At 68.1% G+C, this 12,513-nt stretch carries 14 protein-coding genes; 7 read left to right on the top strand and 7 right to left on the bottom strand.

Annotated features, from left to right (window positions below):
* Nucleotides 1-46: 46 nt before the first annotated feature.
* Together KCG34_RS14545 and KCG34_RS14540 are read right to left on the bottom strand one after the other, a co-directional pair.
* Nucleotides 47-469 carry a hypothetical protein gene (locus KCG34_RS14545; protein ID WP_211936369.1) on the bottom strand — a complete coding sequence of 141 codons (423 nt, stop codon included), beginning with the start codon at nt 467-469 and terminating at the stop codon, nt 47-49.
* A gap of 23 nt (nt 470-492) precedes the next feature.
* Nucleotides 493-1,143: a TetR/AcrR family transcriptional regulator gene (locus KCG34_RS14540; protein ID WP_211936368.1), complete on the bottom strand. Its 651-nt coding sequence runs from the start codon at nt 1,141-1,143 to the stop codon at nt 493-495.
* 332 nt (nt 1,144-1,475) lie between these two features.
* On the opposite strand from KCG34_RS14540, the gene KCG34_RS14535 reads away from it, so the two are divergent.
* Nucleotides 1,476-1,676, top strand: a complete 201-nt coding sequence (locus KCG34_RS14535) for a twin transmembrane helix small protein (RefSeq protein ID WP_211936367.1) — start codon at nt 1,476-1,478, stop codon at nt 1,674-1,676.
* Nucleotides 1,676-2,239, top strand: coding sequence for a cob(I)yrinic acid a,c-diamide adenosyltransferase (locus KCG34_RS14530; protein ID WP_211936366.1), 564 nt, complete (start codon nt 1,676-1,678; stop codon nt 2,237-2,239). The genes KCG34_RS14535 and KCG34_RS14530 overlap by 1 nt, the downstream gene beginning before the upstream one ends.
* A gap of 21 nt (nt 2,240-2,260) precedes the next feature.
* Here the strand turns inward: KCG34_RS14530 and KCG34_RS14525 are convergent, their stop codons facing one another.
* Nucleotides 2,261-2,515, bottom strand: coding sequence for a hypothetical protein (locus KCG34_RS14525; protein ID WP_211936365.1), 255 nt, complete (start codon nt 2,513-2,515; stop codon nt 2,261-2,263).
* A gap of 183 nt (nt 2,516-2,698) precedes the next feature.
* Here KCG34_RS14525 and KCG34_RS14520 point away from each other — a divergent pair, with 183 nt between their 5' ends.
* From KCG34_RS14520 to KCG34_RS14510, 3 genes are all read left to right on the top strand, one after another.
* Complete coding sequence (locus KCG34_RS14520) at nt 2,699-3,448, top strand: electron transfer flavoprotein subunit beta/FixA family protein (RefSeq protein ID WP_211936364.1); 750 nt, start codon at nt 2,699-2,701, stop codon at nt 3,446-3,448.
* Nucleotides 3,448-4,392, top strand: coding sequence for an electron transfer flavoprotein subunit alpha/FixB family protein (locus KCG34_RS14515; protein WP_211936363.1), 945 nt, complete (start codon nt 3,448-3,450; stop codon nt 4,390-4,392). The genes KCG34_RS14520 and KCG34_RS14515 overlap by 1 nt, the downstream gene beginning before the upstream one ends.
* A 258-nt stretch (nt 4,393-4,650) precedes the next feature.
* Nucleotides 4,651-5,529, top strand: a complete 879-nt coding sequence (locus tag KCG34_RS14510) for a 3-hydroxybutyryl-CoA dehydrogenase (RefSeq protein ID WP_211936362.1) — start codon at nt 4,651-4,653, stop codon at nt 5,527-5,529.
* 10 nt (nt 5,530-5,539) lie between these two features.
* Here KCG34_RS14510 and KCG34_RS14505 read toward each other — a convergent pair whose 3' ends face one another.
* The gene (locus tag KCG34_RS14505) at nt 5,540-6,580 is read right to left on the bottom strand and encodes a phytanoyl-CoA dioxygenase family protein (protein ID WP_211936361.1); all 1,041 of its coding nucleotides are present in this window, start codon (nt 6,578-6,580) and stop codon (nt 5,540-5,542) included.
* A gap of 58 nt (nt 6,581-6,638) precedes the next feature.
* Nucleotides 6,639-7,925, bottom strand: a complete 1,287-nt coding sequence (locus KCG34_RS14500) for an adenylosuccinate synthase (protein WP_211936360.1) — start codon at nt 7,923-7,925, stop codon at nt 6,639-6,641.
* A 265-nt stretch (nt 7,926-8,190) separates the two neighbouring features.
* Between KCG34_RS14500 and KCG34_RS14495 the strand changes: the two genes are divergently transcribed.
* Both KCG34_RS14495 and KCG34_RS14490 read left to right on the top strand, forming a co-directional pair.
* Entirely contained in the window at nt 8,191-8,775 is a 585-nt protein-coding gene (locus KCG34_RS14495) for a DUF1579 domain-containing protein (RefSeq protein ID WP_211936359.1), read from the top strand.
* Between the two features lie 80 nt (nt 8,776-8,855).
* On the top strand, nt 8,856-9,530 hold the full coding sequence (locus KCG34_RS14490; RefSeq protein WP_211936358.1) for a hypothetical protein: 675 nt from the start codon (nt 8,856-8,858) through the stop codon (nt 9,528-9,530).
* Nucleotides 9,531-9,543: 13 nt separating this feature from the next.
* Here KCG34_RS14490 and KCG34_RS14485 read toward each other — a convergent pair whose 3' ends face one another.
* Entirely contained in the window at nt 9,544-10,467 is a 924-nt protein-coding gene (locus tag KCG34_RS14485) for a tetratricopeptide repeat protein (RefSeq protein ID WP_211936357.1), read from the bottom strand.
* A 117-nt stretch (nt 10,468-10,584) separates the two neighbouring features.
* Complete coding sequence (locus KCG34_RS14480; protein ID WP_211936356.1) at nt 10,585-12,240, bottom strand: glycoside hydrolase family 16 protein; 1,656 nt, start codon at nt 12,238-12,240, stop codon at nt 10,585-10,587.
* Nucleotides 12,241-12,513 lie beyond the last annotated feature (273 nt).

Raw genomic sequence — 12,513 nt, 5'->3', positions numbered from 1 at the left:
CGCTATACCCGGGCGGGAGCGGTTTGAAGGGGCTTCCGCTACGGCCTCAGCCGCGAGCGGCGAGGCCGTCGAACATCAGGCGGGTCTGCTGTTCCATCAGGGCGTCCAGCTTGCCCGCCGCGGCGCCGGCCTGGCCGAGCTCGCGATAGTTCCACACGTAGATGGCCAGCAGGGTGTCGAGGAAACCCTCGATGTCGGCGCCTGGCCGCACCTCGCCGCGATCGACGCCGAGCCTGAGGGCGGCGGCCAGGGCCTCGCGCAGCTGGGCGTCGGCGGTGACCACCGGCGCGGCCTCCGGGCCCTCGGCCATGCGCGGGAACAGCTGGCGGGCGCGCCAGTCGTGCAGGCCGTGGTGGGCGGCCAGGATGGCCTGGACGCGCGCCAGCGTCGCCATCCGCGCCTCGGGGGCGTGGGCGGCGGGCTCGGCGTCGCGCGAACGCGCGGCGCGCATGTGCTGCGGCGTGGCCATCCTTGAAGTTCCAGTCCGTATGATCAGGCGGCGGCGCGGAAGCCGGCCAGCATCAGGTCGATCTGGGCCGAAAGGCGCTCGCACAGGGCCTTGGCGTCCCAGTGGTCGAAGATGGCCCGGCGATAATTGGCCATGTAGCAGTCCCAGAGCATTTCCGTCGTCAGACGAACGTCGAGCCGGTCGGACAGTTCCCCCGACTGCACGCCGCGCTGCAGGACGGCGGAGATCAGCGCGGTCAGAAGCTTCATGCCTTGGCGGCTGCGCAGCTCGGCCGTGTGGTCGCGCTGCCAGGAGAAGCTGATCGCCGCCTGGATGAGGCCGAGTTGCTCGATCTGGTTCTGGTAGGCGATGGCGAAGATGCTCATCAGGGCCTCGCGGGCCGGCAGGGCCTCGAGGTCCAGGGCGTCCATGCGTTCGGCCAGCTGTTCGTAGTCGGAGACGATCACCTCGGTGAACAGCTCCGCCTTGTCGGCGAAGCTGGCGAAGACGGCTCCGGTGGAGAGGTCGGCGGCGGCGGCGATGTCGCGCACCGTGGCGGCTTCGTAGCCGCGCTCGGCGAACAGGCGGCGGGCCGCTTCCAGAAGGCGTTGCCGCGTCCGTTGCTTGGCCAGGGCGCGCCGGGTCGGGGGCGCATCGTTGAAGGCGGCGACGGCGTAGGCGGGTCTATGGTTCATCGATCGGTCCAGTCCTGCGAAGCAAAGGCTCACCACACGAATGCCCCCGGATGCTTCGGGCCGGGCGCATGCAAAGGCTTCGGCGTCCCAAGCGTGGCGGCGCGAGAGCAGCGTTACGCCAGGCCGGGGGCAAATGCGCTGCGACCGCCCGCCCCAGCGTCGGATCGCCGCACAGTCTTTGTTTGGATTCAGCTATTGCGGCCGCTTCGGGCCCGCCCGGCTCTCTTGGCCGGACGGCGCGCAGATACGTCCGCACAGGGAAAATATCAAGGTTACGACACAACCATAGGTTTGGGATGGCGCCGAGCGCCGCAGGAGCTTAAGCTTGGGCCATGCCCAACCTCTTCAATTTCCTGATACCGCTATCCCTGGCCGCGGTTCTGGTCACCCTGGCCTTCGGCATCTACGCCCTGTTCAGAGGCGGCGATTTCGGCCGATCCTACTCGAATAAGTTGATGAGATTGCGGGTTCTGCTTCAGTTTGTCGCAGTGATGGTGCTGGTCGCCGCCTTCTGGTGGGGACACCACCACTGATGGTGACGCTGAACCGCATCTATACCCGCACCGGCGACAAGGGCCTGACGCGGCTGGCCAGCGGCGCCCCGGTCAGCAAGGCCGACCAGAGGGTCGAGGCCTATGGCGCGGTGGACGAGACCAACGCCTGCCTGGGCCTGGTGCGCCTGCACACGGCGGATGATCCGGTGCTGGACGCGATCCTGGCGCGGGCGCAGAACGAACTGTTCGACCTGGGCGCGGACCTGGCCACTCCAGGCGACAAGCCGGGCGCCTTGCGCATCGTGCAGGGCCAGGTCGACCGGCTGGAGCAGGAGATCGACCTGCTGAACGAAGCGCTCTCGCCCCTGACCTCGTTCGTCCTGCCGGGCGGGACGGCCGCGGCGGCGGCGCTGCATCTGGCCCGCACGGTTTGCCGCCGGGCGGAGCGGGAGGTGGTGCGGCTGGCGGCGACCGGCGAGCGGGTGGAGGACCCGGCCCTGCGCTACCTGAACCGGCTGTCCGACCTTTTGTTCGTCGCCTCGCGCTGGGCGAACGGCACGGGCGCCGGCGACGTGCTGTGGACGCCCGGCGGGACGCGCTGAGCGCTTTGCGGGAGAGTGTCCTTAGCGTCCCTCGCCCGGCTTGCCGCCGGGGCCCAGGCGGGTGATCACTTCCTTGCCGCCGACCTTGCGGCCGGTGAACTGCGAAATGGGCAGCGGCACGGCGCAGACGCGGTCCTGGGGATCCCACCAGTTGCCCGCCTCTTCGCAGCGCTGCATCGGCCAGATGTAGTAGGCCTGAAACGCGATCAGGGCGACGCAGAGAACCGCGAAGCCGATCAGGAACCCCATGCCGATTTTCGAGAGATTGCTCTTCATCCGCGCTCTATAGGAAGCCTTGTCCCCCCGCTGCAAGCCGGACGGCGCAAACATACATGCGGGATTTCGCGCTGGCGCGTTGACAGGCCAGGGCTCGGTTGTCAGTTTGCCGCGCTTTTCGCAGTTGCGGCGCCGGACTTGCGCCAAATATCCATTTTTCCAACGCTGAGGGCGTGAAAACCGATGAAGGTTCTGGTCCCGGTCAAACGGGTTATCGACTATAATGTGAAGGTTCGGGTGAAGCCCGACCAGACGGGCGTGGACCTGGCCAACGTCAAGATGTCCATGAATCCCTTCTGCGAGATCGCGGTCGAAGAGGCCGTTCGCCTGAAGGAAAAAGGCGTCGCCAGCGAGATCGTGGTGGTCTCGATCGGCCCGCAGCAGGCCCAGGAAACCATCCGCACCGCCTTGGCCATGGGCGCCGACCGCGGCGTCCTGGTGACCAGCGACGTCGATGTCGAACCCCTCGAAGTGGCCAAGCTTCTGAAGGCCGTGGTGGCCGAGGAGCAGCCGGGCCTGGTGCTGATGGGCAAGCAGGCCATCGATGGCGACAACAACGCCGTCGGCCAGATGCTCTCGGCCCTCCTGGACTGGCCGCAGGCCACCTACGCCTCCAAGCTGGAGATCGCCGGCGACAAGGCCAAGGTCACCCGTGAAGTCGACGGCGGCCTGCAGACGCTCGAGCTCGACCTGCCGGCGGTGGTCACCGCCGACCTGCGCCTGAACGAGCCGCGCTACGCCTCGCTGCCCAACATCATGAAGGCCAAGAAGAAGCCGATCGACGCCAAGGCCGCCGCCGACTACGGCGTCGATCTGACCGGGCGCCTGAAGGTGCTGAAAGTGACCGAGCCGCCGAAGCGCACCGCGGGCGTGAAGGTCGAAAACGCCGCCGAGCTGGTGGCCAAGCTGAAGACCGAAGCGGGGGTTATCTGATGGCTGTTCTCGTCGTCGCCGATCACGACAATGCGTCGCTGAAGGACAACACCCACAAGACCGTCACCGCCGCGAAAGCCCTGTCTGGGGACGTCGACGTGCTGGTCGCCGGCAAGGGCGTGGATGCTGTCGCCGCCGAAGCCGCCAAGATCGAAGGCGTGCGCAAGGTGCTGGTCGCCGAAAGCGACGCCCTTGGCCAGCACATCGCCGAGGCCACAGCCGACTGCGTGCTGGCCCTGGCCGGCGGCTATGACGCGATTCTGGTTCCGGCCACCTCCGCGGGCAAGAACTTCGCCCCGCGCGTGGCCGCCAAGCTGGACGTGGCCCCGATCTCGGAAATCATCGAGGTGGTCTCGGCCGACACCTTCGTGCGGCCGATCTATGCCGGCAACGCGCTGGAGACCATCCAGTCGTCGGACGCCAAGAAGGTCATCACCGTGCGCGCCACCGCCTTCAAGGCGGCCGGCGAAGGCGGCTCGGCCGCGGTCGAGAAGGTCGGCGCCGGCGAAGGGGCGGGCAAGACCCGCTTCGTCTCCGACGAGATCGTCAAGTCCGACCGCCCCGAGCTGGCCGCGGCCAAGATCGTGGTCTCGGGCGGACGCGCCATGGGCTCGGCCGAAGAGTTCCAGCGGGTGATCGAGCCCCTGGCCGACAAGCTGGGCGCCGCCGTCGGCGCGTCCCGCGCGGCGGTCGACGCCGGCTATGCCCCCAACGACTACCAGGTCGGCCAGACCGGCAAGGTGGTCGCCCCGCAGCTCTACGTGGCTGTCGGCATCTCGGGCGCCATCCAGCACCTAGCGGGCATGAAGGACTCCAAGGTCATCGTCGCCATCAATAAGGACGCCGACGCCCCGATCTTCCAGGTCGCCGATTATGGCCTGGTGGCGGACTACAAGACCGCCGTGCCGGAGCTGATGGCCGCCCTGAGCGCCGCCGGCCTCTAAGGGCGAACGCCGAACCTCTATCGAAGGCCGCGCCGGGCGACTGGCGCGGCCTTTTGTTTTGGGGGGCTGAGGCCACCCGTCATGCGAGCGTCATCTCCCGGCTCGCCCCCAGGCTTTCCCGCAGGCGCGAAGAATGCGGCAGATTTTCGCTGCGACGCAGCAAAGTTCTTGGCGAGCCGCAAACGCGTGTTAGAAATGAGGTTTGAGGGTCGCGAAAGTGCTATTTTTGCGGCCTTCGCCAGCATTCGAGGTCTTTGAATGGTCGATATCCGTTGCGTCGGGGTGATCGGGGCCGGTCAGATGGGCACAGGCATCGCCCATGTCTGCGCCCTGGCGGGCTACCAGGTGCGGCTGAACGACCTCAGCCGCGAGCGGATCGACGGCGGCCTGGCCGCCATCGAGAAGAACATGGCCCGCCAGGTTCATCGCGGCCTGATCACCGACGAGGCCATGCAGGCCGCCCTGGCCCTGATCAAGCCGGCCGAGACCCTGGGCGAGATCGGCCAGACCGACATCGCCATCGAGGCGGCCACCGAGGACGAGACCACCAAGAAGGCGATCTTCAAGGCCCTGGAGCCGCACCTGAGCGGCCACACCCTTTTGGCCTCGAACACCTCGTCGATCTCGATCACCCGCCTGGCCTCGAACACCGACCGGCCCGAGCGGTTCATCGGCCTGCACTTCATGAACCCGGCCCCGCTGATGAAGCTGGTCGAGATCATCCGTGGCATCGCCACGGACGTGGCCACCTACGAGACCGCGGTCAATTTCGCCAAGTCGCTGGGCAAGACCACCGCCAACGCCGAGGACTTCCCGGCTTTCATCGTCAACCGCGTGCTGGTGCCGATGATCAACGAGGCGATCTACACCCTGTACGAGGGCGTGGGCACGGTCGACGCCATCGACACGGCGCTGAAGCTGGGCGCCAACCATCCGATGGGCCCCCTGGAGCTGGGCGATTTCATCGGCCTCGACACCGTGCTGTCGATCATGAACGTGCTCTATGAGGGCCTGGCGGACTCCAAGTACCGGCCCTGTCCGCTCTTGACCAAATATGTCGAAGCCGGCTGGCTGGGCCGCAAGACCGGCCGCGGCTTCTACGACTATCGCGGCGAGCACCCGGTTCCGACGCGGTAGGCCTCTCGCTTCAGCGGAACGACGGGTCGAAGGCCGACCGGTCAGCCTGGGCGTGCCAGACATTGTGCTTCAGGCCGGCCTCCTGCAGGCGGTCGAGCGCCCACCAGAGCGTGGTGGCCTGGCGCGGGGCCAGGCCCGTCAGGCCCAGGAGATCAAGGCCGGACCAGGGCAGGAACGGATTGCGCCGCCCATAGGCCCAGATCTCGACCCTGGTGGTTGGGCCGGCGCTGGAGCCGCGGGCGTGAAAACCGCTGGTGTCGGCCACCACCAGGGTGTTGCCGGGCACGACGAAGCGGCGGGGCGGCGGCAGGCCCAGGCCGGCCAGCTCGGCCTCGGTGATGCGAAACGATCCCCGGGCGGTCAGGCGGCAGTCGGAGGCGGCGGCGCCTTCAGCGATCCCCTGTTCCCATGCCAGGCGCGCAGGCGTCATGCGGTGCGAGCCGGGGACGTAGGTCAGCGGCGCGGCGTCCTCGGCCACATCGGTCAGGAACAGCCAGGCCTTGACCGTGGGGTAGAAGGCGTCGGCGTGAAGCGCCAGCTGGGGGTCGGGCGCGTGCTGGTCGATCTGGGTCAGGATGGTCTGGACATAGTTGACCGGCTCCTGGCCGGCGGCGCCGACATAGCGGATCAGGCCGCGCCAGGCCGGATGTTTCAGCACCTCGCGCGCCGCCGGGATGGCCGCCAGCGCCTCCGGGTCCAGGGCGATGCGCCGGGTCATGGCGTTGCCCTGGGTCGTCTCGCGCGCCGGGCCGCGCCGGGCGCGGAGCTGGTCCATCAGGGCCCTGTAGAGCGCGGGCGGCAGGAAATCGCGCTTCAGCACGAAGCCGTCGCGGTGATAGGCGGCGCGGTCCTCTGCGGAGACCAGGTGCGCGAGCTGGGCCCGGCGCAGGCTCGCCATGGCTTGCGTCAGCCGGATGCGGGCGACGTGCAGGCCGGCCCGGTTCAGCCGGGCCGAGCCCAGGATCGGGTTGTCGACGAAGGAGGTGGCGCCGGTGAAGACCTGGCCCGCCCAGATCGGCGACATCAGGATGCGGCGGAAAGCGTCGGGCATGGGCGGATCACACTTGGTCCGCCCTTCCTAAGCCGCCGCGGCGCTGGGCGCCAGCCCGTCAGTCCTCGAACGGGTCGCGCATCAGGATGGTGTCCTCGCGCTCCGGGCTGGTGGAGAGCAGGGCCACGGGGGCGCCGATCAGCTCCTCGATGCGGCGGACGTACTTGACCGCATTGCCAGGCAGGTCCTTCCAGCTGCGGGCGCCCTGGGTGGTCTCGCTCCACCCTTCCAGCTCCTCATAGACGGGAACCGCGGCGGCCTGGTCGCGCATGCCGGAGGGCAGGTAGTCCAGCACCTGCTCGCCGATGCGATAGCCGACGCAGACCTTCAGGGTCTTCAGCCCGTCCAGCACGTCCATCTTGGTCAAGGCGACGCCATGGATGCCGTTGATGGCGATGGTCTGGCGCACCAGCACCGCGTCGAACCAGCCGCACCGCCGCGGACGGCCCGTATTGACCCCGACCTCGCGGCCCACGGTCCCGAGGTGCTTGCCGACCTCGTCGTTCAGCTCGGTCGGGAATGGCCCTTCGCCGACACGGGTGGTGTAGGCCTTGACGATGCCGAGGACATAGCCGACCGAGCGGGGGCCGAGGCCCGAGCCCGCCGCAGCCTGGCCGGCCATGGTGTTGGAGGAGGTGACGAAGGGATAGGTGCCGTGGTCGACGTCCAGCAGCGCGCCCTGCGCCCCCTCGAACAGCACCCGATGGCCTTCGCGCACCTTGGCGTCCAGCAGGCGCCAGGCCGGCTGGGCGTAGGCCAGCACCTTGGGCGCGATCTCCAGCAGCTGCGCCAGCAGGGCCTCGCCGTCGGCGTCGGGCAGGCCGAGGCCGCGGCGCAGGGCCGAGTGGTGCACCAGAAGGCGGTCGATCTTGGCCTTCAGCGCCTCGGGATCGGCCAGGTCGGCGACGCGGATCGCCCGGCGGCCGACCTTGTCCTCATAGGCCGGGCCGATGCCGCGGCCGGTGGTGCCGATCTTCTGGCTGGACTGGGCCTCGCGCGCCTTGTCGATGTCGCCGTGGATGGGAAGGATCAGGGCGGCGTTGTCGGCCAGGACCAGGAGTTCGGGCGTGATCTTCACCCCCTGCTGCTCGATCTTCTCGATCTCGCCCAAAAGGTGCCAGGGATCGACCACAACGCCGTTGCCGATGACCGAGAGCTTGCCCTGCACGACCCCGGAGGGCAGCAGGGCCAGCTTGTAGACCTTGCCGTCGACCACCAGGGTGTGGCCGGCGTTGTGGCCGCCCTGGAAGCGCACGACGATGTCGGCGCGGTTCGACAGCCAGTCGACGATCTTGCCCTTGCCCTCATCGCCCCACTGGGCGCCGACGACGGTGACGTTGGCCATGGATAGCCCTCCTCGCCTGCCCGAGGCGTCCGACCGCCCTTCGACAGGACTCGGCGGGGGACGTGCAGCATGTTGTAGGGCGCGCGGGGCTCGGCGGCTCTGCCGGCGGCGAGGCTCCTGCGTGTCGCGCGCTTATGCGCAGGCGCCGGCGGCGGCGTCAAGGGGCGGGCCAAGTGGTCATGACGGCTCGTCCGCGAGTGGCCATTGGCCGGCGACACGGCCCCGGCTAGGCGTGCGGCGCCATTCCTTGGCGTCGGAGGAAAACATGGGCCGCGGCCTCATCACCTGGCTATGCAGCATGGCGGCGGCCGCCGCCGTTCCTAACGAGGTCTGCGCCCAGGCGCCGCAGCCCTTGACCCCAGGCCAGGTCGCCGCGCAACACGACGGGGCGCACGATTTCGACTTTCTGATCGGCGACTGGAAGGCGCATGTGCGCCGCCTGCCCGAGCGCCTCGTGGGCTCGCACGACTGGATCGAGTACGACGGCCGCTCGAACCACAAGAAGCTTTTGGATTCCAACGCAAACTTCGAGGATTTCGAGGTCGACAGCCCCGAGAGTCACCAGCATATCAAGGCCCAGACCCTGAGGCTCTACAACCCCGCGACCCACCAATGGAGCATCTACGGCGTGGACCTGGACAACGGCGTCCTAGGCATGCCGCCGGTGGTGGGACAGTTTCAGGGGAACAGGGGCGACTTCTACGACGCCGAGCCCTGGAAGGGCCGCCAGATCCTGGTGCGCTACGAGTGGACCAACATGTCGCCCACGGCGGCGCGCATGGAGCAGGCCTTTTCCGACGACGGCGGGCGGACCTGGGAGGTGAACTGGATCTGCGAGCTGTCGCGCTGACGCCTCCTCCCGCAACAGGCGCGTCCCCTGGTTTGCCTGCCCGCTACACGGTAGAGCTTGCGGCGGGACGGGGGAGCATCATGCAGAGCCGATGGGCGGGTATGGCGTTGGGGGCGGTCGTGTGGACGCTGGCCGCCACGGGCATGGCGCGGGCCGACGACACGGACGCGGCTCCGCCGCAGACTGCAGCTGCGCTGAACGATTCCATCCACGACCTGGCGGAGCGCTATCGCCTGCTGCTGCGGGGAGCCGACGAGACCTGCGTCGCCGACCTGAAGGCCACCGGCGTCGAGGATCTGAACAATCCGCAGGCGCGCGAGCGCGACCCCGACTATCGGCTGCTGAGCGCCGGGGTCGTCCGGGCGCGGTCGGTGCTGGCCGAATGCAAGGCGCGGGCGCACAAATACCTCGATCAGGAACGCGCCGACCTGGCCAACCTGGTCGCCGGCCAGGCCCAGGCCGATCAGGTCCTGGCCCACTATGACGCGGACATGGGCCGGCGGGCGCCGATGCTCGACCGGGTCTATGATGCCGACGCGCGACTGGTGGACCAGATCGGTGAGATCGCGACGTTCCTGCGCGCCCACGGCGTGCGCTGGAGCAAGGCGGCGCACATGTTCGCCTTTCGCAGCAAGGCCGACCTGACGGCCTTCAACGCCCTGGCCGCCAAGGCGCGGACCCTGAGCGAGGCGCTGGCCGACGCCCGCAACGAGCTCCTGGCGGCGGCCAAGGCTGCGCAGCAGACGCAGCCATAGTCCTCGCGGCTCATCAGGGCTGCAGCCCAAACGCCTTCAACCCAGCGACCGCCAGCCGCTCGCCCGGCTGCAAAGCCAGCGCCTTGCGGAAGTCGGCGATGGCCTTCTCCTTTTCGCCCTTGTTCATCCGGGTGTTGCCGCGGTTGGCGTAGGCCTTGGCATAGTCGGGCTGCAAGGCGATGGCGCGGTCGAAGTCGGCCACCGCCAAGTCGAAGCGGCCGACGAAATCATAGGTCGAGCCGCGGTCGTTGTAGGCGACCGCCGACTGGCGATCGACCGCTATGGCCTGGGTGAAATCGGCGATCGCCAGGTCCATCTTGCGGGCGTGCTTGTAGCCCAGGCCCCGGGCGATGAGGGTATTGGCTAGATTGGGGTCCAGCGCCAGGGCCTGGTTGAAGTCGGCCACCGCCAGGTCGTGCCGGTGCAGTTGCTCATAGGCCTGGCCGCGGTTTGACCAGGCCAGGGGATCTTTCGGCGAGAGCGCGATCGCCCGGCTGAGATCGGCCACCGCATCGTTCAGCCGCTTCAAACTCGCCTCGGCGATAGCGCGGCCATTGGCGGCTTGGGCGTAGTCGGGCCGCAGAGCCAGGGCGCGGTCGTAATCGGCCATGGCCTCGGCCCAACGCTGCTGGCGCGCATAGGCGTCGCCGCGGTTGCGCAGGGCGGTGGAGTCTATGGGATCGAGGATGATGGCCTGGCTGAAGTCGGCGATCGCCTCGTCCAGCCTGTCCTTGGCGGCGCAGGCCACGCCGCGATCGTCGTAGATGTCGGCCGCCAGCGGCCCTGTTACGGCATGGCCGGCGCCGATCAGCCGCGAGCAAGCGGCGATGGCCGTATCCATGTCCCGGCCCGCGCACGCCGCTGTCGGCGGGCCCTCTGCTCGGGCGACGCCGGCGGCGGCCAGGACGAGGCAGAGGCTGGCGATGGCGGCGCGCATGGATGGGTTTCCCGAGGCGTGGTCTGGCGAGGGACTAGCCAAGCTTGGCGCCGAGCTCAAGGGTGCGGCCCAGGACGGGCCGGCGACGCAGTGTCGAACCGCCGAACGCCCGCCCCCTCAAGCCCAGATATGATCCTGGAGATGCGCCGCGAAAGCCGTCAGGTGGTCATGGCTGAACAGGCCGCTGACCGGCAGGCCGTGGGCGTGGTCGCCGGTCAGGTGGTTGGTTCCGGCGAGGTTGACGGCGGTCGCATGCTCGCTGGTCGCGGCCGGGCTGACTTCCGTTGGCGCGGCCACGGCCGCGCTGGCGGCGACATGGACCGCCGCCGGGGCCGCGGCTGCCGAACTGGCGGCGGCGCTCAGGCTGAAGGCGTGGACATAGTCGACCTTCATGGTCTGGCTGAAGCCCGAGCCCGGTGTCCCCGAAATGCCGCCGACCGCCATGTTGACCAGCATGTACATGGGCGTGTTCATGTCGGAGGGGGTGGCGGTCGAGCCGACATTGACCCCGTCGATATAGAAGTCGATCTCCTTGGCGGTCCACAGCACGCCGTAGGTGTGGAAGCTGGTCCCGTCGTTCGGCACGTTGCTGACGAAATAGGTCTGGCTGGGCGAGCCCTTGGGCCCGTGGATCACGGTCTGGTGGATCGGGCCGCCGCCGAAATCCTCCATCACGTCCAGCTCGGCGCTCGATGTGGGGTGCTCGGGCAGCATCCAGAAGGCCGGCCAGGCGCCGGCGACATTGGGCAGCTCGGCCCGGATCTCGAAATAGCCGTAGAGCTGGGCGAACGACTTCTCGGTGGTCAGAAGGCCCGAGGTGTACTTGTAGTCGTGCAGGGCGGTGACGTCCGCCGATGGAGCCATGGCGGCGTGTAGGCCGACGACGCCGTTCGAAACCCAGAACGGATTGAGGCCCAGGGCGCTCGAGCCTGAGCCCTTGTAGGCGCTATCGACATAGAGTTGGCGTTCCGCGTTGCCGAGTTCGGTGCGGCTGTTCCAGTCGCCCGGCCCGCTCTGGATGCCGAAGGCGAAATTGGTCTTCCAGGTCCCGGAGCCGCTGGTCGGGTTGTAGAGCGACAGATGGCTGAAGGTGTCGACGAAGGTTGGGGTCATGCCGGCGGTGTTGAGGCGCAGGCCGAAATCGCTTGCCGTCAGGCTGGTGGCCGTCACCCCCTTGAGCAGGATGTCGGTGGTGCTCGACAGGGCCAGCAGCGTGTCCGAGCCCTGCTGGGTCATGTGCGAGCGCACCTCAGCGAAGCTGGAGATGGACGGATCGGTCAGCACGATCTTGTCGGCGTTGGTCCCGCTGACCTTGAAGCCGTAGATCACGTCCTTTCCGGCCGAGGTCGAGATGGAGAAGATGCTTTGGCCCGAACCGGCGTCGACCATGACGTCATTGCCCGCCCCCGGGATCAGGGTGTCGTTCAGGCCCCGCGCGATCATCAGGTTGTTCAGGCTGTTGCCCTGGCCGGTGGAATGGGCGTCCATCACCGTCAGGTTCTGCACATTGGCCGGCAGGGTGAAGCCGCGATAGGCGATCACCGAATTGATCGCGCCGGCGCGGGCCTGAACGTGGCTGGTCGGCGAGATGAGGTTGAAGGTGGTGTCCCGGGTTTCCCCGATCAGGGTCGGCGAACCACCCAGCGAGTCGCGCAGGGTCTCGAACCTGTCGACCCCGGTCAGGGTCTGGCCGACAGCGGTGGTGTGCGCCCAATAGACGGGCGCGGCGCTGACCGGCATGGCTTGGCCGTAGAAATTCAAGTACGTCGACATGAGGCCCCCAAACTTACAGTCATGTAAGCCCGCCCCCGACTATATTTGCGCCTATAGCAGTGATTTAGAAATTCGATCAACAGCAAATAAGACATAATAACAACGATATTTCATCGAAACTGCTGATCACGACGTCACAATTTGCGCAGTTTATTGATCATAGCGCATGGAAAATCTGCTTGTAATCGCGGCGTTCGCGCGCGATGGCGGCCACCCGAGCCCGGCCCGCGCCCCGCCCGCGCCGGCCGGGTGGCGGCGGCGGCCGCGGTCATC

This window comes from Phenylobacterium montanum (genome assembly GCF_018135625.1).
Lineage (GTDB): Bacteria > Pseudomonadota > Alphaproteobacteria > Caulobacterales > Caulobacteraceae > Poindextera > Poindextera montana.
This window is presented reverse-complemented; position numbering and strand designations above follow the sequence as displayed.